Source organism: Bacillus rhizoplanae (assembly GCF_917563915.1).
Lineage (GTDB): Bacteria > Bacillota > Bacilli > Bacillales > Bacillaceae_G > Bacillus_A > Bacillus_A rhizoplanae.
The window spans coordinates 1-25,681 of record NZ_CAKJTI010000010.1; the positions used below are offsets into that span (position 1 = coordinate 1).

Annotated in this window: 24 protein-coding genes, 1 pseudogene and 1 other annotated feature; of the genes and pseudogenes, 10 read left to right on the forward strand and 15 right to left on the reverse strand. The window is 38.1% G+C overall.

Features of this window, described 5'->3' with window-relative positions; translation table 11 throughout:
* Positions 1-154: 154 nt before the first annotated feature.
* The gene (locus LRP84_RS11570; RefSeq protein WP_230575221.1) at positions 155-838 is read right to left on the reverse strand and encodes a protein rep; all 684 of its coding nucleotides are present in this window, start codon (positions 836-838) and stop codon (positions 155-157) included.
* Between the two features lie 122 nt (positions 839-960).
* A complete protein-coding gene (tyrS, locus tag LRP84_RS11575; protein ID WP_230575222.1) occupies positions 961-2,223 on the reverse strand; it encodes a tyrosine--tRNA ligase in 1,263 nt (420 codons plus the stop codon).
* A gap of 83 nt (positions 2,224-2,306) precedes the next feature.
* Positions 2,307-2,528: a binding site (T-box leader), on the reverse strand.
* Between the two features lie 463 nt (positions 2,529-2,991).
* Here tyrS and LRP84_RS11580 point away from each other — a divergent pair.
* The 5 genes from LRP84_RS11580 (at position 2,992) to LRP84_RS11600 (ending at position 8,520) form a co-directional block, all read left to right on the forward strand.
* Complete coding sequence (locus LRP84_RS11580; RefSeq protein ID WP_230575223.1) at positions 2,992-3,996, forward strand: CotS family spore coat protein; 1,005 nt, start codon at positions 2,992-2,994, stop codon at positions 3,994-3,996.
* Positions 3,997-4,019: 23 nt separating this feature from the next.
* Positions 4,020-4,736: a phosphocholine cytidylyltransferase family protein gene (locus LRP84_RS11585; RefSeq protein ID WP_230575224.1), complete on the forward strand. Its 717-nt coding sequence runs from the start codon at positions 4,020-4,022 to the stop codon at positions 4,734-4,736.
* Positions 4,737-4,747: 11 nt separating this feature from the next.
* A complete protein-coding gene (locus LRP84_RS11590) occupies positions 4,748-5,809 on the forward strand; it encodes an iron-containing alcohol dehydrogenase family protein (RefSeq protein ID WP_230575225.1) in 1,062 nt (353 codons plus the stop codon).
* A 22-nt stretch (positions 5,810-5,831) separates the two neighbouring features.
* Complete coding sequence (locus LRP84_RS11595) at positions 5,832-6,653, forward strand: CDP-alcohol phosphatidyltransferase family protein (protein WP_230575226.1); 822 nt, start codon at positions 5,832-5,834, stop codon at positions 6,651-6,653.
* A gap of 580 nt (positions 6,654-7,233) precedes the next feature.
* Positions 7,234-8,520 (forward strand): DUF4183 domain-containing protein, encoded by a 1,287-nt coding sequence (locus LRP84_RS11600; RefSeq protein ID WP_437438779.1) that lies wholly within the window; start codon positions 7,234-7,236, stop codon positions 8,518-8,520.
* 37 nt (positions 8,521-8,557) lie between these two features.
* Here the strand turns inward: LRP84_RS11600 and LRP84_RS11605 are convergent, their stop codons facing one another.
* The 3 genes and pseudogenes from LRP84_RS11605 to LRP84_RS11615 form a co-directional block, all read right to left on the reverse strand.
* On the reverse strand, positions 8,558-8,842 hold the full coding sequence (locus LRP84_RS11605; protein ID WP_230575227.1) for a DUF4183 domain-containing protein: 285 nt from the start codon (positions 8,840-8,842) through the stop codon (positions 8,558-8,560).
* 438 nt (positions 8,843-9,280) lie between these two features.
* Positions 9,281-10,330: a M42 family metallopeptidase gene (locus LRP84_RS11610; protein WP_230575228.1), complete on the reverse strand. Its 1,050-nt coding sequence runs from the start codon at positions 10,328-10,330 to the stop codon at positions 9,281-9,283.
* 100 nt (positions 10,331-10,430) lie between these two features.
* Positions 10,431-11,882: pseudogene (locus LRP84_RS11615) on the reverse strand (RNA-guided endonuclease InsQ/TnpB family protein).
* Positions 11,883-12,396: 514 nt separating this feature from the next.
* Here LRP84_RS11615 and LRP84_RS11620 point away from each other — a divergent pair.
* The 3 genes from LRP84_RS11620 to LRP84_RS11630 all read left to right on the forward strand — a co-directional run bounded on the left by LRP84_RS11620 (position 12,397) and on the right by LRP84_RS11630 (position 14,426).
* A complete protein-coding gene (locus LRP84_RS11620; RefSeq protein WP_090999143.1) occupies positions 12,397-12,744 on the forward strand; it encodes a PadR family transcriptional regulator in 348 nt (115 codons plus the stop codon).
* Positions 12,731-13,729 (forward strand): HAAS signaling domain-containing protein, encoded by a 999-nt coding sequence (locus LRP84_RS11625; protein WP_230575229.1) that lies wholly within the window; start codon positions 12,731-12,733, stop codon positions 13,727-13,729. The genes LRP84_RS11620 and LRP84_RS11625 overlap by 14 nt, the downstream gene beginning before the upstream one ends.
* 289 nt (positions 13,730-14,018) lie before the next feature.
* Positions 14,019-14,426, forward strand: coding sequence for a GNAT family N-acetyltransferase (locus tag LRP84_RS11630; RefSeq protein ID WP_230575230.1), 408 nt, complete (start codon positions 14,019-14,021; stop codon positions 14,424-14,426).
* A 122-nt stretch (positions 14,427-14,548) separates the two neighbouring features.
* On the opposite strand, the gene LRP84_RS11635 is transcribed toward LRP84_RS11630, so the two are convergent.
* On the reverse strand, positions 14,549-14,875 hold the full coding sequence (locus tag LRP84_RS11635; protein WP_230575231.1) for a nucleoside triphosphate pyrophosphohydrolase: 327 nt from the start codon (positions 14,873-14,875) through the stop codon (positions 14,549-14,551).
* 108 nt (positions 14,876-14,983) lie between these two features.
* On the reverse strand, positions 14,984-15,772 hold the full coding sequence (locus LRP84_RS11640) for an enoyl-CoA hydratase (protein ID WP_230575232.1): 789 nt from the start codon (positions 15,770-15,772) through the stop codon (positions 14,984-14,986).
* A gap of 313 nt (positions 15,773-16,085) precedes the next feature.
* On the opposite strand from LRP84_RS11640, the gene LRP84_RS11645 reads away from it, so the two are divergent.
* Positions 16,086-16,559 carry a hypothetical protein gene (locus LRP84_RS11645; RefSeq protein WP_230575233.1) on the forward strand — a complete coding sequence of 158 codons (474 nt, stop codon included), beginning with the start codon at positions 16,086-16,088 and terminating at the stop codon, positions 16,557-16,559.
* 40 nt (positions 16,560-16,599) lie between these two features.
* On the opposite strand, the gene LRP84_RS11650 is transcribed toward LRP84_RS11645, so the two are convergent.
* The 8 genes from LRP84_RS11650 to LRP84_RS11685 all read right to left on the reverse strand — a co-directional run bounded on the left by LRP84_RS11650 (position 16,600) and on the right by LRP84_RS11685 (position 24,964).
* Complete coding sequence (locus LRP84_RS11650) at positions 16,600-17,289, reverse strand: pseudouridine synthase (RefSeq protein ID WP_230575234.1); 690 nt, start codon at positions 17,287-17,289, stop codon at positions 16,600-16,602.
* A 226-nt stretch (positions 17,290-17,515) separates the two neighbouring features.
* The gene (locus LRP84_RS11655; RefSeq protein WP_230575235.1) at positions 17,516-18,328 is read right to left on the reverse strand and encodes a DUF4247 domain-containing protein; all 813 of its coding nucleotides are present in this window, start codon (positions 18,326-18,328) and stop codon (positions 17,516-17,518) included.
* 12 nt (positions 18,329-18,340) lie between these two features.
* A complete protein-coding gene (locus LRP84_RS11660; RefSeq protein ID WP_230575236.1) occupies positions 18,341-18,847 on the reverse strand; it encodes a DUF4178 domain-containing protein in 507 nt (168 codons plus the stop codon).
* A 25-nt stretch (positions 18,848-18,872) separates the two neighbouring features.
* The gene (locus LRP84_RS11665) at positions 18,873-19,277 is read right to left on the reverse strand and encodes a DUF350 domain-containing protein (protein ID WP_230575237.1); all 405 of its coding nucleotides are present in this window, start codon (positions 19,275-19,277) and stop codon (positions 18,873-18,875) included.
* Positions 19,278-19,385: 108 nt separating this feature from the next.
* A complete protein-coding gene (locus LRP84_RS11670; RefSeq protein ID WP_230575238.1) occupies positions 19,386-20,051 on the reverse strand; it encodes a PspA/IM30 family protein in 666 nt (221 codons plus the stop codon).
* Between the two features lie 245 nt (positions 20,052-20,296).
* Entirely contained in the window at positions 20,297-21,853 is a 1,557-nt protein-coding gene (locus tag LRP84_RS11675) for a fatty acid--CoA ligase (RefSeq protein WP_230575239.1), read from the reverse strand.
* Positions 21,854-22,146: 293 nt separating this feature from the next.
* A complete protein-coding gene (locus tag LRP84_RS11680; protein WP_230575240.1) occupies positions 22,147-23,637 on the reverse strand; it encodes a coproporphyrinogen III oxidase in 1,491 nt (496 codons plus the stop codon).
* A 454-nt stretch (positions 23,638-24,091) separates the two neighbouring features.
* On the reverse strand, positions 24,092-24,964 hold the full coding sequence (locus tag LRP84_RS11685; RefSeq protein ID WP_230575241.1) for a Cof-type HAD-IIB family hydrolase: 873 nt from the start codon (positions 24,962-24,964) through the stop codon (positions 24,092-24,094).
* Positions 24,965-25,130: 166 nt separating this feature from the next.
* Between LRP84_RS11685 and LRP84_RS11690 the strand changes: the two genes are divergently transcribed.
* Positions 25,131-25,676 (forward strand): NADPH-dependent FMN reductase, encoded by a 546-nt coding sequence (locus LRP84_RS11690; protein WP_230575242.1) that lies wholly within the window; start codon positions 25,131-25,133, stop codon positions 25,674-25,676.
* The last annotated feature ends 5 nt before the right edge of the window (positions 25,677-25,681 follow it).

Sequence of the window (25,681 nt, forward strand, 5' to 3'; positions counted from 1 at the left end):
GCTTTAAATCTTTTATTTATAAAAACAGATAAAATAAATATAAATAAAAATGAATATTAATACATAAAAAAAACGATAAATAACCACGGTAAAAATCATAAAAAAAAGAAGAGTGAATTTGCTTCACTCTTCTGCTATATAAAAAGGCTGATTATTATTTTAAAAAAGGATTTTTTTCATCTTCTCTTAAACCCGGATGCCAGTCTAACATATTTACAAACGCATGATTTGCAATTGGATCGTTTATACATAATTCATCCACACCTAAATGAGACTCATTTTTACTTACCAATTGTTCCATTACATTTTTTAACAATTTACTGAATCCTATTAAACGTCTAGATGTAATTATTTTACTTTCCCGAAGAGGGATTTCACTTCTCTGTTCACGAAATTTTAACAATTTTTCTTGAAAAATTTCACGTCCATCTTCTTTTCCGTTAACTACTTTCACTTTTACATACAAATCATTTTCTATCCCTAACGCTCTACTCCACAAAGAGATCCAGTTATCATATTTGATATAGTATCTCCCCTGAAAGTAGCTTTTTATCACCGGAAGTAAAACGTGAATTCTCGGATGATACATATCACCTTTTTTTAAAATATCCAACATCCTAAAATAACCTAGATTGGCTTGTTGTACAGATTTATACTTAAATAACCGATTAAACCCAATTAACATCTTATCTAGCATCCCATTAATTTGTTCTTCGCTTATATTATCTAAGCCCAAATCTAACAATAACCAATTTACTTGCCGCTTTTTATTAACTTCTGTTATCACATGGTGATTAAAATATGCTAATTCCAAAGTTCGTTCCCATGATGCCAGCATAATTAATCCCCTCGCTTTCCCCCCTTGTTTTAGGCAGGAAAAGGCCCTGACCGCTTCTATGCATGGCCAGGTGCCCTCGTCCACCTAAAAAGAAAGGGGTTTATTTATATATTTACAGAGCTTTATTTTCCTAATTTCACCAAGCTGTAATTCTTTTTACCTTTACGGATAATAATGAATCTTCCATCGAATGAATTTTCTACCGTAACATCTGTATTTACATCTGTTACTTTGTCTCCGTTCATCAAAATAGCTCCATTATTAATATCTTCCCTTGCTTGGCGTCTAGAAGGTTCAATTCCTAAATCTACTAACCACTCGACAATATTTTTTGTTTCCTTTGCAGCATGGAAAGTTGGCATATCTTTAAAGCCTTGTTCAATTTCATCCGCAGTTAACGCTTTAATATCCCCGCTAAATAATGCTTCTGTAATTTTTACTGCTTGTAGAAATGCATTCTCACCATGAACAAATTTCGTCATTTCTTTTGCTAATACTTTTTGCGCTTCGCGTTTATGAGGTTCTGTTTGAACCTTAACTACTAATTCATCAACTCTATCTTTTGTTAAGAATGTGAAGAATTTTAAGTATTTAATTACATCGCGATCATCTGTGTTCACCCAGAACTGGTAGAATTCAAATGGTGTTGTCTTTTCAGGATCTAACCAAATCGCTCCTCCTGCTGTTTTACCAAATTTCGTACCATCTGATTTTAATAGTAATGGAATTGTTAATCCAAAGACTTTTGCATCTGGTCCTTCTTTTTTACGAATTAAGTCTAAACCGCTTGTAATATTTCCCCATTGGTCACTGCCGCCAATTTGCAGTTGTACGTCTTCTTCTTTGTATAAGTGATGGAAATCCATCGCTTGTAGAATTTGGTATGTGAATTCTGTAAATGAAATCCCTGTATCTAAACGACTTGCTACAATATCTTTTGCTAGCATATTATTTATACTAAAGTTTTTACCGTAATCGCGTAAAAACTCAAGGATACTTACTTCATGTGTCCAATCGTAGTTATTTACCATTTTCACTTCGCTATTTCCGCCAAAGTCGAATAACTTTTGCATTTGCGCTGTTAACGCCTCAACATTATGCTGTACTTGTTCTAATGTTTGAAGTTGTCTTTCTGTTTGACGTCCACTTGGATCACCGATTGTTCCCGTTGCTCCTCCAATTAAAATAACTGGATGATGCCCAGCTAATTGGAAACGTTTCATCATCATAAATGGAATTAAATGTCCGATATGCATACTGTCACCAGTCGGATCTACACCACAGTACAAGGAAATCTTTTTCTCTTCTACTAGTTTACGCAATCCTTCTGCATCTGTTTGTTGATTAATGGCATCGCGCCATTCCAATTCGTCAATGATGTTCATGTCTTTCCAGCTCCTTTAATTTGTAAGTTTTACTTACCTTAGATTGATAAGCATAAAAAAAAAGTCCCTATGTCTACACTAGACATAGGGACGATTTTTAACCGTGTTACCACCCAGATTGCACAAATAGTATGTATTCTACTATTCGTACCACTCTTAGCAATAGTATCGATTGCTACTCCGCTTAGCATTACCTAAGATACTCCAGAGTGTAATTCACAAGTTTGTTTGTGCTAGGTTCCATCAACCCCTAGCTTTCTCGATAACAGTGACAAACTGCTACTGGGCTCTTTCAACGTATTTGATATGTTAAATTATAGCCAATTATAGAGAAGTAAAATTTCATTGTCAATTCTATACAAAAATGTTTTTAAAGTGTTCACATTTGCTTTATTCTATTAAAGCAATAAAGTGAAATCCCCATTAGTGGAGGGGGCTTTATCCCCTACTGATGGAAAGCCCGCCCAATCGAGCTTTCCATCAATACTAGGAGTCAATAATCTAGCTGCTCCTATAATACCAATAAACCACAGGTCAAATGTTCGAATTTATCGCTTTAACAACATCAAATCTGCTAGGCTGCATATTCTTTTTCTTTCGTTATGATTTTTACCCGTTTTTCTTTACTATCTCCTTACTTGATAACAGAACTTTCATCTTTTTTACAATTAATATTAAAACTTACAATTTTTCGAAGTTATACGTCCATACCATTCTCTAAATAAATCATATATTAACAGAAATAGCAAAAAGTATAAGGTGAATAGAATGACGGAGATAAACAAAGTAGTTATTTCTGAAATTTTACAAAAGAATTATGGCATCATACCAGAAAACTTAGTACTAGTAAGACGTAAAGTGGACAGGCAGCTATGGAAGATAACCGACACTACTAAGAATGTGTATGCACTAAAATATCTACAAAAATATAAAAGAGCCCCTTTTATTGCTGCAGTAAATGATTATATGTGCGAAAAAGGGATTCCAGTAACTACTGTTCTTTCAACTTTGGATGGTACTTCGTTCGTAAATGTCGATGATGGCTGTTTTCTGCTGTTTCAATGGCTAGAAGGGGAACAGCCCAATTATTCAGAGCCAGAAATGATAGAGAAAATGGCTACGCTGCTTGCAAAGTTCCATGTGGCGTCCCAAGGCTATGTTGCTGCAGGCAATCCAATTACTGATTCGCGTCTTGATTGGAATGGAATCTATCAAAGAAAAATAAGAAAGATGGAAAAGTGTCAAAAAAAAGCCACTGTTAGTAGAGATTCATTCTCTAACGTCTTTTTATATCATTTACCTTGGCTGCAGTCTCGTGTCAACTGGGTACTTGATCAGCTTCCGCATACAGCTTTGCGTGCTCTATTGGATGCCGCACAGCATGAGCCTCATCTCGCACATGGTGATTATTCCCCTCTTAATCTTATCTGGAGTAACAATAACGAGTTAACTGTAATCGATATGGATACTGTTAGCATAGCTCTTCCCATGAGAGATATATCTCATCTCATTACTTGGGTTAACCATGCCTTAGGATCATGGTCTAGAGAAAGATTCCAACTCGTTTTAGATGCTTACCAGCAAATTCATCCACTTTCTAGTGAAGAACATGAACTTCTTCTGCTCGATCAAATTTTTCCGCATAAAGCGATTCGATTATCAGAGAAATACTTCAAGAGCCCAGAGAATTCTAAGCTATTGAAAGAATTTGAGTGTTGTATAGAGATTGACAAAAAAAAATTAAATGACCTCGGATTGGGGCCTACACAATAAGCGTTTATAGACGGGAGGTACGTATGAGAATTGTTATATTAGCAGCTGGAGTTGGAAGTCGCTTATACCCTCTAACCATGGACAGTCCGAAAGCAATGATTAAGATTAATGAAAAACCTTTAATACAGTACCAAGTGGAAAGTATGATAAAACTTGGTTTTGCATACGAAGATATCTATATCATAGGCGGCTATATGATCGAGCGGATTGAAGAGCATTTTACAGGAACAGGAATCCATTTTATATACAATCCGTTCTATAAATCAATCAATAATATTTATTCTTTTCTACTTTCCCAAGCTGTAGATGATGATATATTGCTAATTAATTCGGATGGTTTTTATGACAATCGATTAATTACATTAATCTTAAACTCAAAGTTCCCCACTTGCATTTTAGTCGACCATGAAAAAGGGTTCACTGAGGAAGCAATGAAAGTGAAGCTAGAAGGTAACCGTTTGCATATGATAAACAAGCAATTACATTTGACTGATACAGATGGTGAATATATCGGCATTTCTAAATTGGCAGTTGATGATTTAAAAGTTCTATACAAAAAAGCAACGGACTTAATTGAAGCTGGAGAAACGAACAGTTGGTATGAAAACGTATATGAAGCCTGCGCTGCAAACGTGGAAATTCAGGCTGTAAATACGAAAGGGTATCCTTGGATTGAAATAGATGATTTGCATGATTTAGAGTATGCGAAACAGCTTGCTTCGGCCATGGATACATCGTAAGGGGGCTCACTATGTCTAAGAACCTAGAACTCCCAGCTTATTTTATTCATGAGTCCAAGGCATTCGAACGTTTGCAAGACGGTGAGATTGTTGAATCTTTGGGAGAACAGAGAATAGTTGTCATTAGCGGCGGAGGTCCGACTCGTCAAATAGGTGAACATTTAATTAACGAGCTAGGGCTACAACCGACGCAAGTTAAGGCTTTGTACTGCAGAGACAGCACGCTTCGAACGATTGATGAGTTAGAAATGGAATCCCAAAGTTTTTTTGCCGAAATGATTATTGGAGTTGGAGGCGGTAAGGTACTGGATGTCTCCAAAGTAGTCGGTACGAGAATGAATTTGCCAGTAATACTAGTACCAACTTCTTTATCCAGTGATGCTATCTGTTCACCGGTTGCTTCAATTCAAGTGAATCCAACTAATAATATAAGTATCAACGTCCGAATGCCATGGGCTATCGTGATTGATTTGGACATCGTGGCTCGTTCTCCTGCACGGTTATTTACTTCCGGTATCGGGGACTTGATTTCCAATAAGACAGCGCTGTTTGATTGGAAGCTGGCGCATCAAAGAAAAAAAGAAAAAATCAATACCTTTGCTTATTTGATTGCCGATCATGCGGTGGAATCTTTTTTTAATAAAATAAATCAGAATAATATAAGTAGAACAACTTTACTTCAGATAGTTGCTGAATCGCTAATCATGAATGGAATCGCTATGGCTATCGCCGGCACAAGCAGGCCGTGCAGCGGTTCAGAGCACTTAATCAGCCATGCGTTGGATTACTATTGTGGCAAAAAAGCTCTTCACGGAGAACAGGTTGCCGTCGGGTTATTAATTTCCGAGTATTTACAAGGAAATCATAACTCTAACAATAACATGAGACAATACTTTAAACATTTAGGTCTTCCTATTCACTACAAAGAGCTTGGTTATACAAAGGATGAAATGTGCTTAGCGATTCAAAAAGCTCCTACTATACGAAATCGCTACACAATCTTAAATGAAACAGAACTAACAACGAAACACATTCACCATATTTTAGATGAGGTATTTCCCTTCTCACCATGAGATGATAAGGAGCGTGGTCTTATTGACTGCCAACAAATATTCATTGAACGATATTAAAAATGCTTATAAACAGAAAGACGCTTGGTGGACAGTTTTTTTAGTGGATCCTGTCGCATCTAGGTTAATGCTTCCGCTGGCGAATTATACGAAGATTACCCCGAATCAACTTACCTTATTGGCATTCTTCACTGGCCTCCTAGCCGCTTTTCAATTTTATCAAGGTACCTATTTTTCGTTAGTCCTAGGCGCAGTTTTGTATCATATTAGCTTTACTTTCGATTGCATGGACGGAAAAATATCCCGCCTCAAAGGAACCGGTTCCATATTCGGAGCGTGGTTAGACTATATTTTAGATCGTACCCGCGTTGCCATTTGTGCTTTTTCATTCATGCTTGGACAATATCACCAATCAGGAGATGAAACATATTTTTATTTAGCTGCTCTTATTTGCTTTTTAGATAGTACACGATACATGAATTCACTGCTTGTTTCCAAATCGCGAAAAAAAATGCAAAAACAACTATCCGAAGCAAAGACGACATTTACAAAGGAAGGTCTCGATGTAAAAGAGGAGTTTTTAGGGGAAATTGTTTCTCGGTTTCCATCCTACTTGAAAATAAGAGGATTCTTTTTAAAAAGAAGAGTTCGCTTGCATCTCATGAGCGGAATTGAATATCAAATGTTTATTTTTATCCTCGCTCCAATTACCGGGCTTATCCAAGAAGGAGTAATCTTCAGCTCTATTATTATGATTCTATTCGAATCAGCTATTATTTATAAGCTTTGGTTGCAAACTGTAGATTTCCAACGACAGCTAAACAGGTTAACGAAGGAAAGTGAATAGCTTGTAATCATCACAAAGAGCATTCAAAACTAGAAAATATAGTTTTGAATGCTCTTTGTTTTATTAAAGACTTCAGACAGATAGAGACCTTAAGTAAGAAAAAATATTGTCATAGATAACAAGGTAGAAAGGTATCGCATTTTACCGTACATCACTTCTGGTGCGATAGATAAAGTGAAACTTCCATCAGTGGGGGGTCTTCATCTCCCACTGATGGTTAACCAATCGGGTGCATGCCAGCAGTTATCCCCCACCTATCTTCTTCGCTTCTCCCAATCTTGAAGTGGGGGTCTTACTGCCCGTTAATGCGGGATAAAATCGAATTAATAGTGTGGAATAAAGACTCATTTTACAGTAAACCAAAGGAAAAGATTTTGAATATAGATTAATCAAGACGAATGTACAGGCAACTATTATATCTATTCATATACTTCTAATATATTTATTATGTTCGCAAAAAAGGGGGGGCACTATTTTGAACCCATTTCCTTGTGCGTTTCCTCTTCCGGAACCCGGACCGACTGGGGCAACCGGAACAACTGGACTCACTGGGCCTACCGGAGCTACTGGGTCAGATGGAATAACTGGACCTACTGGCGCTACTGGAATAGCTGGGACAGATGGAATAACTGGCGCTACTGGATCAGATGGAGTAACTGGACCTACTGGCGCTACTGGGTCAGATGGAATAACTGGACCCACTGGCGCTACTGGGTCAGATGGAATAACTGGACCTACTGGCGCTACTGGGACAGATGGAGTAACTGGACCTACTGGCGCTACTGGGACAGATGGAGTAACTGGACCTACTGGCGCTACTGGGGCAAATGGAGTAACTGGACCTACTGGCGCTACTGGGACAGATGGAATAACTGGACCTACTGGCGCTACTGGGACAGATGGAATAACTGGACCTACTGGCGCGGATGGGGCAAATGGAGCAACTGGAGCCACTGGAGCCACTGGAACAACTGGGCCTACCGGCGCGGATGGATTAACCGGAGCCACTGGACCGACCGGCGCTACCGGACCAATTGGACCTACTGGCGCGGATGGGCTAACTGGGGACACTGGACCGACCGGTGCTACTGGACCAATTGGGCCTACTGGCGCGGATGGATTAACCGGAGCCACTGGACCGACCGGCGCTACCGGACCAATTGGGCCTACCGGCGCAGATGGATTAACTGGGGACACTGGGGCTACCGGACCAATTGGACCTACTGGCGCGGATGGATTAACCGGAGCCACTGGACCGACCGGCGCTACCGGACCAATTGGGCCTACCGGCGCGGATGGATTAACTGGAGCCACTGGACCGATTGGGCCTACCGGTGCGGATGGACTAACTGGGGCCACTGGAACAGTTGGGCCTACTGGCGCGGATGGATTAACTGGAGCCACTGGACCTGCTGGCGCAGATGGATTAACCGGAGCCACTGGACCTGCTGGCGCAGATGGATTAACCGGAGCCACTGGACCGACCGGCGCAGATGGATTAACCGGAGCCACTGGACCGACCGGCGCAGATGGATTAACTGGGCCCACTGGGGCTACCGGAGCAGATGGACCTACCGGGCCTACTGGGCCTTCCTTCCAGGGCTTAGTTCCTGCTACTAATCTAATGTATTTCACAGTTTCAGATGGCACGAGTCTTGTATACACAAACGCTGATGGTTTACCTCAATATGGAACGACTCAAATTTTAGCACCAAATCAAGTATCCTATATGAATTTATTTATTAACGGCATTATTCAACCACAAAGTTCTTATAACGTACAAGCGGGTATATTAACGATACTTGCTGATGAAGCGCCACCAGCCGGCAGTCCAATTACACTTCAGTTTATTTTGATCAACCAATAAAAAAACGGATTCTTTGAAAAGAATCCGTTTTTTATTACTAGTTTACAACAAATTCAATCATAACCGGAACACCAGCATCTAAAACATCTCCACCAGGAATTGTAATAGCTGTTGTGGTTACAGTTGAAGTGTTTGCAAGCTGTAACTGTGCGTTCAGGTACAAATTATAATATGCAAATGACGCAGGAAATGCCGTAGCAGCAGCTCCCGTGTCATCGCTAAAAGCAGTTGCTAAAATATTAAAAGTTGCTCCTGTTCCTGTTCCAACACCAATTGTTGAATTAAATCTTTTACCTGCTAAATAAGGCTTAATAATAGCCATTTTATTTCACTCCTTTTGTTTTCAAGTCTAGTAGGGCTTGTCCTACTTTACATAGTATGTAAATGCTTTATTTTAGCAACGGCCAACTACCTGTTTTTCATGGCTATTTAATATTAGAAGTCCAATAATGTTCTTACTTTTTCGGTAGGAGCTAGGCGTCCCTATTTATCCCGCTATTCGCGGGCAGTAAAACCCCCACCTCAAGATTGTGAGGAGTCCGAAGAAGATACATGGGGGATAACTGCCCGTTAATGCCCGATTGGTTCAACTAAACATCAGAGGGGGATAAAGCCCCCCTCCTCTGATGGAAGTTTCATTTTATATTGAAGATTTTTTTCACCTTAGCCTGCCAAAGATCCCTATTCTATTAGTTCAACATATTCCTCATACAAAAAAGGCTAATCTATATTACAGATTAGCCTTTCTATCAATTACTTATTATTTTTCTACTAAATCCGATTGTACATACGCATAAACAAGCGCCTCCGTATGCGCAATCGACGACTCATGCGTACGCTCATATGCATGAGACGCATCAATACCAGGACCAATAAGTCCATGCTTCACATCTGCCCCGGCACGAATTGCGGCAGATGCGTCAGATCCATAGAATGGGTAAATATCTACTTTATATTCAATGTTATTTGCTTTCGCAAGTTCGACTAAATGTTTACGCATTGCGTAATGGTATGGACCACTAGAGTCTTTTGCACAAATTGACACTGTATATTCATCTGATGCTTGTCCATCGCCAAGTGCTCCCATATCCACCGCAAGGTATTCTACTGTTTCTTCTGGAATGTTTGAGTTACCGCCGTAACCGATTTCTTCATTATTAGAGATTAAGAAATGCGTTGTATATGGTAGTGTAATCTTTTCATCTTGTAATCTTTTAATTAATTGAAGTAAGATGGCAACGCTTGCTTTGTCATCTAGGTGACGAGACTTAATGTAGCCGCTGTCTGTCATTTGAACGCGCGGATCGAATGATACGAAGTCGCCTACTTCAATGCCTAGTTCACGTACTTCTTCTGGTGAAGATACGCGCTCGTCGATACGCACTTCAATGTTTTGTTCGTCACGTTTTGCTTCCCCGGCGTTTTTGTATACGTGTACAGACGTTTGATGGATTAAAATTGTGCCGGTATACGTTTTACCACTTACTGTTTCGATTTCGCAATATTCCCCTTCAACCGCATTCCAGCGAAATCCGCCAATCATTGATAGTTGCAGACGTCCGTCTGCTTTAATTTCTTTTACCATTGCGCCTAACGTATCAACGTGAGCGGTAAGTAAACGGTGCTTTGTGTCATCTTTCCCTTTTAACGTTATCATAAGGCCGCCCTTATTGTTGCGCTTCGTCTCTACATTCCACTCTTTTACATAGTCCTCAATAAAACGAATAATTGTGCTTGTATTTCCAGATGGACTTGGGATTGAAACGAGTTGTTTAATAAGCTCCATCGTATCTTTTGCGTTATGTACCATATGTTTTTCCCCTCTCTTCTATCTTTCTAATATTCAGTATGAAAACTCCCTCCACTTATCTCCTTCGGATCTTGAAGTGGGGGTTTCTCGTGTATCACCTTCAAAAGATGCTTAACACGAGCGGAGTTGACACAGCTGCCTGATGGCACAACCCCTCTATTCCATCGGCAAACGCCTTTGGAACTGCTTTTTTTAAGATGTTATAGGAACCATTCACATCTGCGTTTAGTATAATCCTCTCTTTCGTGTAGTACAAGCCACGTTTGATACGTTTTCCACTGAATACAGGGATGCCTTCCTCACCATAAGTTGGGATTGCATCATTGTCTAGAAAGGAGGCTTTACTTGTATAAGATTCTTCCACTACTTGTACCATAATGCCCTGTCGATTCGCCTTGTACTTAATCATTTCAATGAGTAGATTATGTGGGATATGGCAGAAGGATTGATTCTGTTGTTTCCCCATCTCACTGTTTTGTTTCCATGCTATATTTTTCCCAATGACAATCATAGAGATTTCATGTTGAACTGCGAACTGGACAATGTGGTAACTTATTTTGTGAAAGAAGTCTTTGATTTTGAGAAGCCGTTTCTCATGCAGCCTCTCTAAACGCTTTGATGTGTGCGGTCCTTCTTTTGGTTCTTTTCCATGACGAAGAATACCAAGTAAACGAGCCTTTTGCTTGTTGTAATATTGATTGATGCTTTTGATGACATTGCCCTTTACTAACACAGGTATGGTTCCTGTATTCGTTACGATGGTTGCAATGTTATTAATTCCTAAATCAATACTCATATAGCGATTGTTATCTACATGCTCAGACGCTGGCTCAGATTTTTCTGTCACGATTTCAACTTTAAACTTCCCGTAAGCAGGAGAAACACGTACCTCTTTTAGATTTTCGATCTGTCCGAACAATTTACCGATATTTAATTTTATACTTGTTTTTGGAAACCGAATATATTTATCTTGGAGTTTACATACTTGATTCGTGAATACAACTTCTCTCATAGATGATTTAATGTATTTGGGAATGCGAGGTCTACCCGTAAAAGTGGAAGGATGTTTTTCGTATGCTTTGATGGAAGCAAAGAATGATTTCCAGTTTTGATATAGCTTCTTCATAACTGCTTGATTCGTTTGTGCTGGCAAGCTCATATAATCTTGTTGCTTCATTGTTTTAAACAAACAATCTAGGAAGTTATACGATAAGAACGATTTCTCTTTTGTCGGAAATACAAACAGATTACATTTGATTTCTTTTCGCTTTTCTACAGGCTTTTCTTTCTGCTTTTGCACACGTTTTTGATATGCACAAAGTTGATTTTCATTCATGATTTCAATATATGCTTATAATGTATGGAGAACTTCTTGTTGAAGGGGCTGTAAAGTTTTCTCTGTACGTAAAGCCGTATACACTTGGCGAATGTAGAAGTTTGTTGTATTGTAGAGGGTTTTTGCATTTTGACACATTTCCATGAAATAGGCGTACAATTTATGACCTTTCTTGATCCAAATTTGATAGGCTGCATATTCTTTTTCTTTTGTTATCATGTTCACCTCCTTCTTTTCTTCATGATACTACAAAACAGCCAAAAAGAACATACATTCGCAATACCACAAAAATATTTTTACAAATGCGATGGCAATTCATCTCCACCTTAAACTGGGCTATGCCCTGCACGTTTTGAAGATGGAGTTTTCTTGCCAAATTTTCGATAAAGAATTATTTGATGCTTACTTAATCCCTACATTCAAATTTATCTCCTTCTTGAACTAAACTGATCATTAGTACAAGAAGAAAAACGGTGCTACTTTATTACAAACGGTCAAACTTTATTTTAAATCCACCTCTGTAGTTTCTGATGATGTGTCGATATAATTATTAAAATTTCTCCCTGTATACACTGCATGAACAGTCCCCACATTTGTATCACCAGACATGTATGAAAACAAGATGTAATCAAATTTTACGTCAAATAATGTTGTAACAATAATACTGTATGATGCATAGCATAAAGTATACACTGTATGACATATAGTATATAAAAAATGAGGTGGGTGAATGAGTACGTTATTGAATTCATTAACGACAGAGCTTAGGAGAGGAACGTTGACATTAGCCGTTTTAAGTCAATTACGAACACCCCAGTATGGATATTCACTTGTTCAGTTATTGGAGGAATCGGGCATTACCATTGAACAAAGTACCTTATATCCATTGCTTCGCCGATTGGAAAAACAGGAATTAGTGACGAGTAGTTGGGATACATCTGAGAGTAGACCCCGTAAGTTTTATGTTTTAAGTGAATATGGGTTAGAGATCTTTTTGCAGTTAAAAAGGGAATGGCTTAAGAATTCGAAAGAGCTCTATAGCTTATTAAAAAAGGAGGAAGACGATGAATCTGATTGAGATTTATATAAAAGAAGTTACTCGGAGGCTGCCTGAAAAAAATCGTGAGGATATTGCTCTAGAGTTACGGTCAACCATAGAGGATATGCTGCCTGATGATTACAGTGAAGAAGATGTAAAGGCGGTTCTTGAAAAATTAGGGAGTCCAGTCACAATGGCTAGTGGTTATCGAGATTGGCCAATGCACTTAATTGGTCCACGCTATTTTGATGTATATGTGACGCTACTAAAAATGATTTTACCGATTGCCGCTGTCATTTCGTTAATCTCGGTGATTGCCGAACATTTTATTGGATATAGTGGAGAACAAGCGGTTATAAATATTATTTTTAGTCTTATAGGCGAAGGAATAGGGAGCATCATTGAAGTAGGGATCCATGTATTCTTTTGGCTAACACTTGTGTTTGCTATTTTAGAAAGAACAGATAAAGAAAGAGATGGGCACCCATTAACAGCACGCCTTAAAAAATGGACTCCTGATGATTTGAAAAATATCTCTTATATCCCTAAGAAAAAAGCGATTTCAAAGGGCGAGGTATTTGGAAGTTTAATGTGGACTGCGATTTGGTCAACTCTTTATTTTTATGCGAATCATCTTGTAGGTGTATATGAACGCGGTAGAGACGGACTTGAATTCGTGACCCCAACTTTTAATCAGGAAGTTTTACTTGGATATTGGCCAATCGTTCTTGTTGTAATTGGTCTCGAAATAGCATTAGCTCTTTATAAATTATTAAAGGGGCAATGGACAAAAGGAATAGCAATTTGGAATACTGCACTCCAGCTTATCGCAACCATTGTATTCATTATTATAGTAACAAATCTGAATGTGATAACCCAAGATTTTATTACGTATATGACTAATTTATTTAACATAACAGCTAATCAATTTGAAACATGGATAGTTGGCGGTGGAGTTTTCATCTTTATTTTATTTGCAGCAATCAGTGTATTTGATGGCTTCTGTAAGGCTAGAATTCGTTAATATATTTGTTTATTAAACTACCATTACGTACTTTAAGATTGGAATAATCATGTTGCAGTTGTATCCTTGAAATAAAGTTGAACCGTTTTTATAGTTAATTAAGAAACTGTTGAGTGATAATAGAGTTGTTCCGTTAAAACGCCAGATTGTTGAATAAAACTTTTAAAGAGAATTTGATATCATGTTAAAGTTTAGAAGCTTATTGTGAAGGTTTGTAACGTATGCAAGATAACAGAAAAAGTTTTTTAGTATTAATTTGTAAAAACACAATAAATCAAGAGGTGCTTATATGGAAGGAACTATACATTATACACTAGAACCCCCTGAAGATTTTACGCAATTACTAACCTTATATGAATCTTTAGGATGGAATTCACTTAAATTAACAGTTAATGATTTAGAACAAATGTGCAATCAAAGTTGGTATGCCATTTATACTTTTGATGAACAAAAATTGGTGGGAACGGGCCGTATTATTTCAGATGGTGTGATTACTGGAATTATATGTGGAGTGGGTGTACTACCGAGTTACCAGTCCAAAGGAATCGGCAAAGAAATGCTGAATCGAATGATTGAACATTGTGAGCAGAATCGAGTAATTCCTCAACTTTTGTGTGCGGAAAGTTTGGAATCCTATTATGAATTTTTTGAATTTAAGAAATTTTCCGTTGGTATGACAAGAAATATAAATCGATAAAGTGAAACTTCCATCAATGGGAGTTTTCCTCATCCCCCACCTACCTTCCTCACAATCTGGAGATTGTGGTCTTACTGCCCGCGATAGCGGAATAAAAGGCATCGCATGTACTGCGATGCCTTTTACTCTTCACTCACTTCTACTAAATATACACCTTTTTCAAATCCGCCGCGCTCTGCTTCTTTCTCTTTACGAATGCGCTCAATATCCTCTAACGTTACGCCTTCTGCTTGTGCCATTGCTTTAATAACTTCTAAGGCATCGGCTAAAGAATCTAATGCATGGTCACGATCCTGCATAGATGCAAATTCACGCATTTCTTCTATTCCAATTTTCGATAATTCTTGTATGTATTCTTGTTTGCTTAATTTTTTTGATGAATATGTTTTACCAGACATTAAAATCATTTCCGGTACACGGTCGCGTACTACTTTATTATAAACTGACATGAGAACACCTCCATTTTTTTCTATAGCTCCTTCTATTATTCAACAAAAAAAGTGCTAACACCATTATACTAAAAAAATGTGTTAACACTTTCGTATTCTGTAAAACTTTTATTCTCCTTTAAAAACCGGGACACGTTTCTCTAAAAATGCTGTAATGCCCTCTTTATGATCCGCTGTTTTTCTCATTGCATATTGGCCGCGTTTTTCAAGCTGAAGTGTTTGTTCTAACGAGGAACGATTCACTTCGGCTAATATTTGCTTCGTTTGAATCATTGCGCCAATTGGTTTTTGCAGCCATTCATTGATTTTTTGTTTTACAGCATCTTGGAAGTTCTCACCGATCACCTCATCAATCATGCCGATTTCAAGTGCTTCCGTTGCTGATAATTTCTTTCCTTCCCAAATGATTTCTTTTGCCACATGCTCTCCAAGGCGCTTTTGTAAGAAGAAATGTCCACCACCATCTGGAATTAAAGCGATTCCAATAAAGTTCATCGCAATAATGGATGAAATATCAGCCATTACGTAATCAGCTGTTAATGCAATGCTGAGTCCAAGGCCTGCCGTCGGGCCATGAATCGCACTAATAACAAGCTTTGGCATTGTGTAAAGCGCCACAATAATTTCGGAAATGGTATTCATAATGCCTTCAAATGCACTTTCATCTCCGCTTGATAACATCGACTTAATATCGCCGCCCGCAGAAAAACCACGGCCGTTTCCGCATAGCACAACGATATGCACAGAGCTTGCAGCCACTTCTTTTAACTTTTGTAATAGTTCTTTTAACGTCTGCTCATCTAACGCATTTAACACTTGCGGACGATTTAACATAATCGTCGCAATCCGCCCTTCATATTTTACAATTACTGATTCTGCCTTGCTTGAAACTGTCATACATTCCCTCTCCTTCTCTAATCTGTTATCCTTATATAATTACAGAAAGGGTTTTCAAAAACCTTCTTTTTTCTTAATTTTCCGTCAAATTAACATAAATTTCGTCTCAAATTACAACAATACTATATAAGATAGCAGAAACACATCTCGTGCTAATAACTCTTCTGACAAGAAACAAGCTTTTAAAACGCGGAAATGTAACACACAACCTGCCAAAGCCGATATCTACATTAACAAATTCAGTAACTTTCTCTATTCATATTCTTTCGTGGTATAATGAACCATTACATTCATTACAATCATGGAGGACCCTATGCTAACTTTTGAAGAAAAATTAACGATTATTGAATCATTCCCAGAGCTAGAAAGAAAAAACGTATCACTTGGGCGAATTAATTTTCATTATGAAGAAAGTCGCCTAGACAAAAAAAACGTTGTGTACCATTTACACCCAAATGGAAATGGCTTCGTATATGCCGGGCATCTGAAAGGCTACAAAACGAACGATAAAGGGATGGTTAACATCCGTGATTTTTCAGCGGAAGAACTTCGCTCATTACTTGAAAAATCAATGGATGCCCTTTCACAAGAACCAGTAGAAGAAGTTACACTTGCTGAAGATTTCCAAGAGGAAGAATGGATCAACGAAGAAAATCACGTACTAACTCTTATAAACGAAGATGAAGATATGTGGAACGTATATGCTGGACTTAATTTAGACGGCACATTCAACTCTTACAAAGAAGCGGCACAATACCTTGATGAAGAAGGATTTACACGTAAATAAAAAAGACGCTCTTTCCGAGTAGGAAGAGCGTCTTTTTTATTTATCCTAGCAATGCAAGAAGCTCACTCAACTCTTCCTCAGTAAGCTCGCGCCACTCTCCCGTCTCAATGCCGTCTACTACGATATTCATAATCCGAATGCGTTCTAATTGGGTGACTGTATATCCGAACGCTCGGCACATACGGCGAATTTGACGGTTCATTCCTTGTGTCAGAATAATGCGGAATACACACTCGCTTATGCGATATATGTTACACGGATTTGTTTTCCCATCACGAATCGTTACACCACCGGCCATACCTTCTAAGAAAGCATCATCAAATGGCTTATCCACCGTTACAATATACTCTTTTTCATGACCATATTCAGAGCGCATCATTTTATTTACGATATCACCGTCATTCGTCATTAAAATTAATCCTTGCGATGCTTTATCTAAGCGGCCAATCGGAAAAATACGCTCTGGATAATTAACAAAATCGATAATATTTCCTTCTATATCCTTCGCCGCTGTACAAGTAATACCTACAGGTTTGTTTAAAGCAATATAAATAGGATGTATCTTAGTTGGAATTGGCTTCCCATCAACAAGTACAATGTCACCAGGCTCTACCTCTTGTCCTGGCTCACAAATCTCTCCATTAACGGTAATTCGCTTTGCATCAATAAGGCGATTCGTTTCTCTTCTTGAATAATAACCCGTTTCACTGATGAATTTATTAATTCTCATGCAAAGTTCCTTTCTTATTTGCAATTCACATATGCTAGCACTTTCAACATTCTATCATAAGTGCACATTACAAAAAAACACACAACGCCATAGCTAATGGGTGTGTGTTTTATCATATTTCTCATTTATCCCGCATTAACGGGCAGTACCCCCCCACTTCAAGATTGAGAGAGAAGCGAAAAAGATAGGTGGGGGATGAAGCCCCCCACTTGATGGAAGTTTTACTTTACCGTCTCTTCGTAATTTTCCCAGAACCTCCAACTCTCGTTTTCGGAGGAGATGTGTTTTTTGGAGGAGTAGTGATAGATGACTTTGGTTTAACGTCTGATCCACTTGGTTTATCAGGTGATTTAATGATTTTTCCTTTATTCTGCTCAGACGGTGGGACAGTTTGATTTTGTTTTTTCATAACGCTGCCTTCGCTTCCCACAGATGTACCGGAATTATTTACTTTGTCACTTCTCTTAATGATAGAGCCAGTACCTTGTTTTGTTAGTGGCGGCATCGTTTTTTTCTCTTGAGCAGTAGGCGGACGATAGTCGATTACTGGTTTATATGTTTTCCGAGTTGTATACCCGCGGTAATCCCCTTTATATGATTTATGAGAATCAAATAAATTGCTAACTATACTTCCCACAATATAACCTTCTAAAAAAGACGGTTGATAATTTTGGCGAACAAATTCCTCATTACTTACTTCAATTAATGTATCGGATGGTTTCTCCTTATCCTTCTGAATGTTGTACCACTCATCAGGATATACAAGAAACATTTGGTTATCATCTTCTTTAGACATTTGCTCTGGCTTTTTTTGATCGGCCAGTTTTTTTGCTATGTCAGGAACAGATTCATTCACGGCCCTATATACAAACGATTCCTGATTTCCTTCTCTTAGAACTGATTCTAATGGATAAAGATCTTTAACCTTGTTGTCATTATCGCAACCCGATAAGGTAAAAAGAGCGATTACGAATACAATAGAAGCAGCAATGGTAAATCCGATGGATGCTTTCATCATGGTAAACAGTCGTTTTAACATGATCGCACCCCCTTACGTCGCCCGTATGATTTGTACATCTGCCGTAAGAATTGTTTCTCCTTCGTACATCATTGTGCGCCCTTCTTGCCATTCAATTCTGAGCAATTTACGGTTGTCAGATTGAAACTCCCAAACATGTTGTTCACCAGATACTGCAAACGGTGTTTTTCCAGTGATGGATGCCCGGCAAGAATATTGTTCTTCCATATAATACTCTAAATCATCCATTTCAATTGTAGTAGGAATTTCGTTGAAAGAATCTAATCGCCCATCAATTGGTGTATATAATTCATAATAGACCTTTTCGCGATTTTCAACCTTTAAATAACGAATTGTATTTCCGTCCTGCAATGTTAAGAAAATCTCGTTTCGTTCATGCATACGTGTTTTTCCTATAATTTCATAAGTGACCAAAGACACCTCAAGAATATCCCCAGGCTCTAAAGAAAGTACACTTTTCTCAGGCTTAACAGGTTCAGGACTTTTCAATATATTTTTAATACGTTTAAATAAACTCAAGAGCTATCCCCTCCGCTTCTGATTTTTAAAGACACGCTGCTAAAATGAGGGCACCAACGATATGCAATGAACCTGCTAAAAGCGCATGAGCAACTTTTCCTTGCACAGTCCCATCTTCTAAGTCTAAGCCAGCTATCTTCTTCAAAATGAATTCTACTAATCTTTCTAAAATAAATAAAATAACAAAAGAAACAACAGAGGCCAACAAAGCTTGCCATAAATCGTTTGATTTCAAAATCGACTGTGACAAAATATATCCTTGTGCAAAAAGTTTCATGACAAAACGAGTCGTTACAGCAATATTTCCTTTTTTTATCTCGGCTAAATCTTTATATTTAGTAAAAATAGAATCTATCCACATGAGTACAAACAAAAGAACAGCACTTGACAGCGTCCATACAAACATTGCCGCAATATTCATCCATGTCATTACAAATCCTCCTTAACTATTTTAAGTAAAAATAGAAAACCGACATTATCCACTCCTTACGACATGTCGGTTCTTCAAATAAATTTTCTATAATGTCTTTTAAACCAATTATTTCTCGTACTGCTTCATAATACGAGCTAACTCATCTTCTACCTGCTTATCTCTATTCATATTCGCAAACTCTTCATCTAACGACTTTTCTTTTTTGTATATTTCACCGCTTGCTTCTGCTTCCGCTTCTAGTTGAAGAGCTTTTTCCTCCATACGGCTTAAACCTGCTTTTGCTGTATTGGAATCAAATCCAGACATCGCCTTATTAATATTCTTTTGCGCATTCGCTGCGTTCACTCTTGCAACAAGCGTTTCACGTTTGTTCTTTAATTCCGTCAATTGCTTACGCATCTCTTCTAATTTTGCACGAAGATTATCAGCCGCTAGTTTATTTTGTTCATAACTCGTTTTATACTCATTCATTTTTTGTTCTGCATTTTTCTTTTCCTCTAAAGCACGGCGCGCAAGATCGATGTTGTTTGCCTGTACTGCCATATGCGCTTGCTCCTCGCGCTTCGTTACGAGTGTAGATTGTTCTTCGTATAATAATTTGAACTTTTTCTCAAGTGCGATTTGAGCAGCTACACTCTTCTCCGCTTCCTCTACATCTTCTTGCATATCACGTAAATATTGATCTGTCATCTTAATTGGATCTTCAGCCTTTTCAATCAATGCATATACATTTGACATCGTTAAATCGCGCAATCTTTTAAACATAGACATAAAAAAATCCCTCCTATGAATGAAATAACAATTCAAATTCAATTCCAGTCAACACAAAACGGAAATATTACTACAAAGTAAGAATATTCACATTTTCAAAATTATGTGTTTATTATAACAAAATCAACAGTAAAAGCACAGTTTCAAAATTAAACTGTGCTTTTTGGGGCAGTAAGAGCCCGATTGATGAGGGCTTTCCATTAGTAGGCGATGAAGCCTCCCACTAATGGAAGTTTCACTTTATACTATTTCGTCGCTTCCTTCAAAGATTCGCGCAACACAAACTTCTGCAATTTCCCGCTCGCATTACGCGGAAGTTCTTTCGCAAATACGTAATGACGAGGACGTTTATAATCAGCTAATTCATCACTTTCCTTACAATAACGGTCTAATTCCTTTTCTGTTAATGATTCATCTTTCTTCACAACTACCGCTACTACGCGCTCGCCCCATAATTCATCTGGTTCTCCAAGTACAGCAACATCTAAAATACCATCATGGCTATGCAGGAAGTCTTCAATTTCACGCGGGTAAATGTTCACGCCGCCGCTGATCACCATATCGTCAACACGATCTGCCACGTATAAATAACCATCTTTATCAAAATAGCCAAGATCACCGGAGTGATACCAACCTTTATACATTACTTTTTTGGTTGCTTCTTCGCGGTTATAATATCCAGCCATCATACTTGTCCCGCGTACAATGATTTCTCCAACTTCGTAAGGCGGAAGTACATCGTCTGGTTCTGCTGGTTCATCTTCATTTGACTTCACGATGCGCACTTCATGGCTAAAGCAAGGTGTCCCTGCTGATCCTGCTTTTGTAATTTGATCTTCTTCTACAAGAAACGCTACAACAGGCCCAAACTCTGTCATCCCGTAAATTTGTACAAGATCAATATAAAGACGTTCTTTACATTCTTTCACAAGCGCTGGCGCCATTGCCGCTCCGCCGTAAACCCCTATCTTCATCGAAGTTAAATCATATTTTGTTAAATCTTCTTGCAGCAGCATGTTCCACATTGTCGGCGCTGCAAAGAACGTTGTAATCTTTTCTTCTTGAATTGTTTCTAACACTGTTTTCGTATCAAAATGATGTAAAATAACATTTTTCCCGCCAACTTGAATACGCGGCAGAAAACCAGCGTTTAATTCACCGCAGTGATATAGCGGTGCTACAATTAATCCGACGCTATCACGTGTATATTTTATATAATACGTACAAATCATACTATGCTCTGCCATGTCCCGGTGACGATGCAGCACTCCTTTTGGATTCCCAGTCGTACCGCTCGTATATAACATAGAGCAATAGTCCATTTCATCAACTTCAATGTCGATTGGTTCTGCCTTTGCTTCGTTTACTTTTTCATGATAAGAAACGGCATAAGACGGCACATCATCTTCAACGTACCAAAACGAAGTATGCGGAAAATCACGTTCAATCATAGAAATTGTTGATTCAACTTCTTTTTCAAACACAAAAACTTTAGAGGAAGCATCTTGCAATATGTAGGAAACTTCTTTTGCTTTTAAACGGAAGTTAATCGGATTAAAGATGGCACCAATCTTCGTACAAGCTAAGTAAACCGTTACAAATTCATGTGAATTATATAAGTAAACAGAAACTCTGTCCCCTTTTCGTACTCCTTCTGCAAGTAGTGCATGTGCAGTTTTATTTACCATCTTATCCCACTGTTTATATGTCCAGCGAATGTTTTTTGCAGGTTCTACTAACGCTTCTTTTTGTGGATATTTTTGCACAGCTAGATCAAAAATTCTGCCAATAGTCATATACATGTCGCATTTTCCCCCTTAAAGTTTTCATAATTTTATGATTTCGTTCACAATTAGACATCTCCTGCTAATTTTTACTTTTTTTTTCTGATTATTCTCGACAGCGTTTTACATAAAGTGAAACTTCCATCAGTGGGGGCTTTCTTCATCCCCCACTGATGGTTAGTTGAACCAATCGGACTTTTACGGGCAGTTATCCCCCACCTTTCTTCTTCGATTCTCTCTCAATCTTGGGGTGTGGGTCTTACTGCCCGTTAATGCGGGATAAAAAAAGAAACTGCCAAACTGGCAGCTTCTTATCCGAATAACTCTTGTAAAATTTTAAGTTTATCTTCTGTATACTTCACATAACCATCATTATACGATTTTGGATCTTTTGGGTTGGCAAAGTGTGTAATAGCACCTGTCTTTGGATGAACAAATTTACTCGATGCACCGCAGCCAAGACCGATAATAGACTGCACTTCTTCCATAATAACAATGTTATAAATGCTTTCTTGACTTGGCATTGCATAACCAACGTTCTCTAAGTTACCTAAAATATTCTTTTGACGATATAAATAATACGGTACGTAATTATGCTCTTTCGTCCACTCTTCTGCTTCATGCATCATCGCTGTAATTTCTTCACGGCCTGCCACTTTATATTTACGCTTATTTTGCGTCATTTCAGAAGCACGCTTAAAGGATAATGTATGCACTGTTAACGATTCTGGCATAAGCTTTTCTGTTTCTGCTAGTGTATGCTTAAAGATATCTAATCCTTCACCTGGAAGACCGATAATTAGATCCATATTAATATTGTTCATACCCATTTCGCGAGCAAGATGGTACTTTTCAATTGTTTCTTCTACTGTATGATGACGTCCAATTGCTTTTAGTGTTTCTTGATGGTATGACTGCGGATTAATACTAATTCGGTCGATATTCCATTTATTTAACACCTCTAGCTTCTCTGGTGTAATTGTATCTGGACGTCCTGCTTCTACCGTTACTTCACGAACTTGTTTGACATCTGGGAACGACTCATACATTTCTTCATACAGCATGTCCATTTCTTCTGCTGTAATACTTGTTGGCGTACCGCCGCCATAGTAAATCGTCGTTACTTTCACGCCTTTCTCTTTTAAAAACTTACCGATTTCACGAACTTCATAATGTAAGCCGCCTAAGAATGAATCGACAGATCCTTGGCGTCCATTAATCGCATAAGCTGGGAATGTACAGTATGCACATTTTGTTGGACAAAACGGAATCCCAATATAAATACTTACTTCTTCTTTTAAACGATATAAATCTGGCACAACAGCAAGTTGGCAATCAACAATACGCTGCATAAGCTCAATTTTCTCATCATGAATTAAATAACTTTCACGAAGTTCGCTATGTGCTTCCTCTTTTGTCATACCGCTTTGCAACATTTTATGAAGAAGCTTCGTTGGGCGCACACCTGTTAAGATTCCCCACTTTTGCTCCACACCTGTTAACTGCTGGAGAACAGACAGATATACATAAGACACGACATGCTTCACTTGCTTCATACGTTCTTTTTCTTCCGTAAAGGACGATAAATCTTTGGAAAACGTTTCTTCATACACGTTTCCTGTCGCGATTTCCGTTAAACGAGCAGAAGCTGTCACATTTCCTTCTATATTTATATCAACAATGATATTTGCATCTTCTTTTTCAAATGCTACCGTACTCTCTTCAAAAAATAAGCCGCTAATATTTTGCAGCGGACGTAAAAAACGATCATCTTGTAACGTTTTAATTGAAATTAACAACAATCATCACCTTTTCTATTTTCAAACTTCCTTTAGTTTACTTGAAGGCTGATATGAGGTCAACAAAGAACTATTACGGATGAGACTTCTAATTTTTAGGAACATTTTAAGTAGATGAATACAAATTGAAAAACCTTTCTTTTTAGGTGGACGAGAGCATCTGGTCACGCCTAGAAGCAGTCAGCCCCTTTTCCTGCCACGTGCAATACTACGAGTGCAAGTCACCTTTTGTTCTGAGATACATTCCTGTCGAATGTTGTAGATTGGTCGATATATCGTGTCGAACGGTCGATATATCTGAAATTGCGCCGATATATTCTGCTGAGCGGGCGATATATCCGAAATTGCGCCGATATATTCTGCTGAGCGGGCGATATATCCGAAATTGCGCCGATATATTCTGACTAACGGGCGATATATTATAGAAAAACCTCAGGTATTCGCCTGAGGTTTTTACTTACCATCTCTTCATTTGTATATGATTGTTCAAAAACTTAATTGGAAACTGCTTTCGAAAATGTTCTTTAATCATATATTGCACACCGTTTTCATTATTTGAGCGTGTAATCCAATCGGCTGCTTTCTTTAAAACAATCGGAGCATTCCCCATCGCTACCCCTAATCCAACGCTTTCGATAACATCTAAATCTTCCATGCTATCTCCAATTGCTACCATTTCTTTTAATTCAATGTCAAGATGCTCTCCCAATAATTGCAACCCGCGTAATTTCGATACATGAGGCGGTAATATTTCGATTTGTTCTTTCCCGCATTCTACAAAATTGACATTTTCAAATGCCTTTTGTAAGGTTGTGAGCGCACGCTTCTTTTCACTTTGAGTCGCAAATGTAACATCAATTTTCGGTGCAGCTACCGGTTGATCGCGAAGTGCATCACCGAGTGAATCTACAAATTGAACCGGGTAAAATAACGGATCAGAAGTTGATAAGACTGTTCGTGCAATTAAATTTGGCGTATGCTGCTGCCGATTTCCAATCGAAAATCTTTCATGAGAAATGCGAATGTTACATTCAAAATGTTCAAGCACCTGTACAATATTAAATGTCACTTCTTCTGATAATCGTTTTTGAATTAACGGTTTATCTAATGAAGATGAAATAAATGCACCGCCATGCGTCACTAATATAGAATTTAATTTTAATGATTTTGCTATTTTATGAGCGGATTGAAAATTCCGATTCGTAAATAGCGTAACATATACACCTTTTCTCTTCACAAATTCAATCGCTTCACGCGTTCCTTTTTGTAATTTCCCATTTGGAAGTAAGAGTGTTCCATCTATATTAAGAGCTAGTAAACGATAAATCATGATGAAGTACCTCCTCTTCTTAGCTGTAGCGTTCTATCATTAATTTATGAAAAGATGATGCTAATTAGAACGAATGCAAATTTAGATCATACGTTTACAATAAAATCGTTCAATATTTTTGATTTCTTTCTAGTTAAGAATGTATTCTGTTTGTAGAGGTGATTATATGGGTAACTGCAAAAGGATAGTAGCTATTTCCGGAAGCATTCGAGAAGGTTCCTCCAATACCAATATATTAAAAACTTTAGCAGCGTTTATTCCCGAAAATATTGATTATAATATTTATAACGGAATACAAGAACTTCCTCATTTTAATCCAGATATTGATCGCATTCAGGCACCAACTGTTGTTGAAGATTTTCGAAAGACACTAGCTAAAGCGCATGCACTCATTATCTGCACACCAGAGTATGCAAAAGGTGTACCAGGAGTCTTGAAAAATGCATTAGAATGGCTTGTCTCATCAGCTGAACTTTACAAAAAACCAGTGGCTGTTATAACAGCTTCTTCATCAATTACCGGCGGAGACAAGGCACATGAATCTTTACTACTTACACTAGGTATGTTGGATGTTACTATTGTTCAAAATGGATCGGTTCTCATTCCATCTGTTGGAACTAAATTTAATAATGATGCTACAGTCACAGATGAACAAACAAAGCAAGACCTTATTTCTCTCATTCATGGTATGCTGCAAGAATTACATGATTGATTTAT

Excerpts from the sequence above, each read along its gene's own strand:
- LRP84_RS11570 (WP_230575221.1), bottom strand. The coding sequence starts at position 838 with ATGCTGGCATCATGGGAACGAACTTTGGAATTAGCATATTTTAATCAC.
- tyrS (WP_230575222.1), bottom strand. The coding sequence starts at position 2,223 with ATGAACATCATTGACGAATTGGAATGGCGCGATGCCATTAATCAACAA.
- LRP84_RS11580 (WP_230575223.1), top strand. The coding sequence starts at position 2,992 with ATGACGGAGATAAACAAAGTAGTTATTTCTGAAATTTTACAAAAGAAT.
- LRP84_RS11585 (WP_230575224.1), top strand. The coding sequence starts at position 4,020 with ATGAGAATTGTTATATTAGCAGCTGGAGTTGGAAGTCGCTTATACCCT.
- LRP84_RS11590 (WP_230575225.1), top strand. The coding sequence starts at position 4,748 with ATGTCTAAGAACCTAGAACTCCCAGCTTATTTTATTCATGAGTCCAAG.
- LRP84_RS11605 (WP_230575227.1), bottom strand. The coding sequence starts at position 8,842 with ATGGCTATTATTAAGCCTTATTTAGCAGGTAAAAGATTTAATTCAACA.
- LRP84_RS11610 (WP_230575228.1), bottom strand. The coding sequence starts at position 10,330 with ATGGTACATAACGCAAAAGATACGATGGAGCTTATTAAACAACTCGTT.
- LRP84_RS11620 (WP_090999143.1), top strand. The coding sequence starts at position 12,397 with ATGAGTACGTTATTGAATTCATTAACGACAGAGCTTAGGAGAGGAACG.
- LRP84_RS11625 (WP_230575229.1), top strand. The coding sequence starts at position 12,731 with ATGAATCTGATTGAGATTTATATAAAAGAAGTTACTCGGAGGCTGCCT.
- LRP84_RS11630 (WP_230575230.1), top strand. The coding sequence starts at position 14,019 with ATGGAAGGAACTATACATTATACACTAGAACCCCCTGAAGATTTTACG.
- LRP84_RS11635 (WP_230575231.1), bottom strand. The coding sequence starts at position 14,875 with ATGTCAGTTTATAATAAAGTAGTACGCGACCGTGTACCGGAAATGATT.
- LRP84_RS11640 (WP_230575232.1), bottom strand. The coding sequence starts at position 15,772 with ATGACAGTTTCAAGCAAGGCAGAATCAGTAATTGTAAAATATGAAGGG.
- LRP84_RS11645 (WP_230575233.1), top strand. The coding sequence starts at position 16,086 with ATGCTAACTTTTGAAGAAAAATTAACGATTATTGAATCATTCCCAGAG.
- LRP84_RS11650 (WP_230575234.1), bottom strand. The coding sequence starts at position 17,289 with ATGAGAATTAATAAATTCATCAGTGAAACGGGTTATTATTCAAGAAGA.
- LRP84_RS11655 (WP_230575235.1), bottom strand. The coding sequence starts at position 18,328 with ATGTTAAAACGACTGTTTACCATGATGAAAGCATCCATCGGATTTACC.
- LRP84_RS11665 (WP_230575237.1), bottom strand. The coding sequence starts at position 19,277 with ATGACATGGATGAATATTGCGGCAATGTTTGTATGGACGCTGTCAAGT.
- LRP84_RS11670 (WP_230575238.1), bottom strand. The coding sequence starts at position 20,051 with ATGTCTATGTTTAAAAGATTGCGCGATTTAACGATGTCAAATGTATAT.
- LRP84_RS11675 (WP_230575239.1), bottom strand. The coding sequence starts at position 21,853 with ATGTATATGACTATTGGCAGAATTTTTGATCTAGCTGTGCAAAAATAT.
- LRP84_RS11685 (WP_230575241.1), bottom strand. The coding sequence starts at position 24,964 with ATGATTTATCGTTTACTAGCTCTTAATATAGATGGAACACTCTTACTT.
- LRP84_RS11690 (WP_230575242.1), top strand. The coding sequence starts at position 25,131 with ATGGGTAACTGCAAAAGGATAGTAGCTATTTCCGGAAGCATTCGAGAA.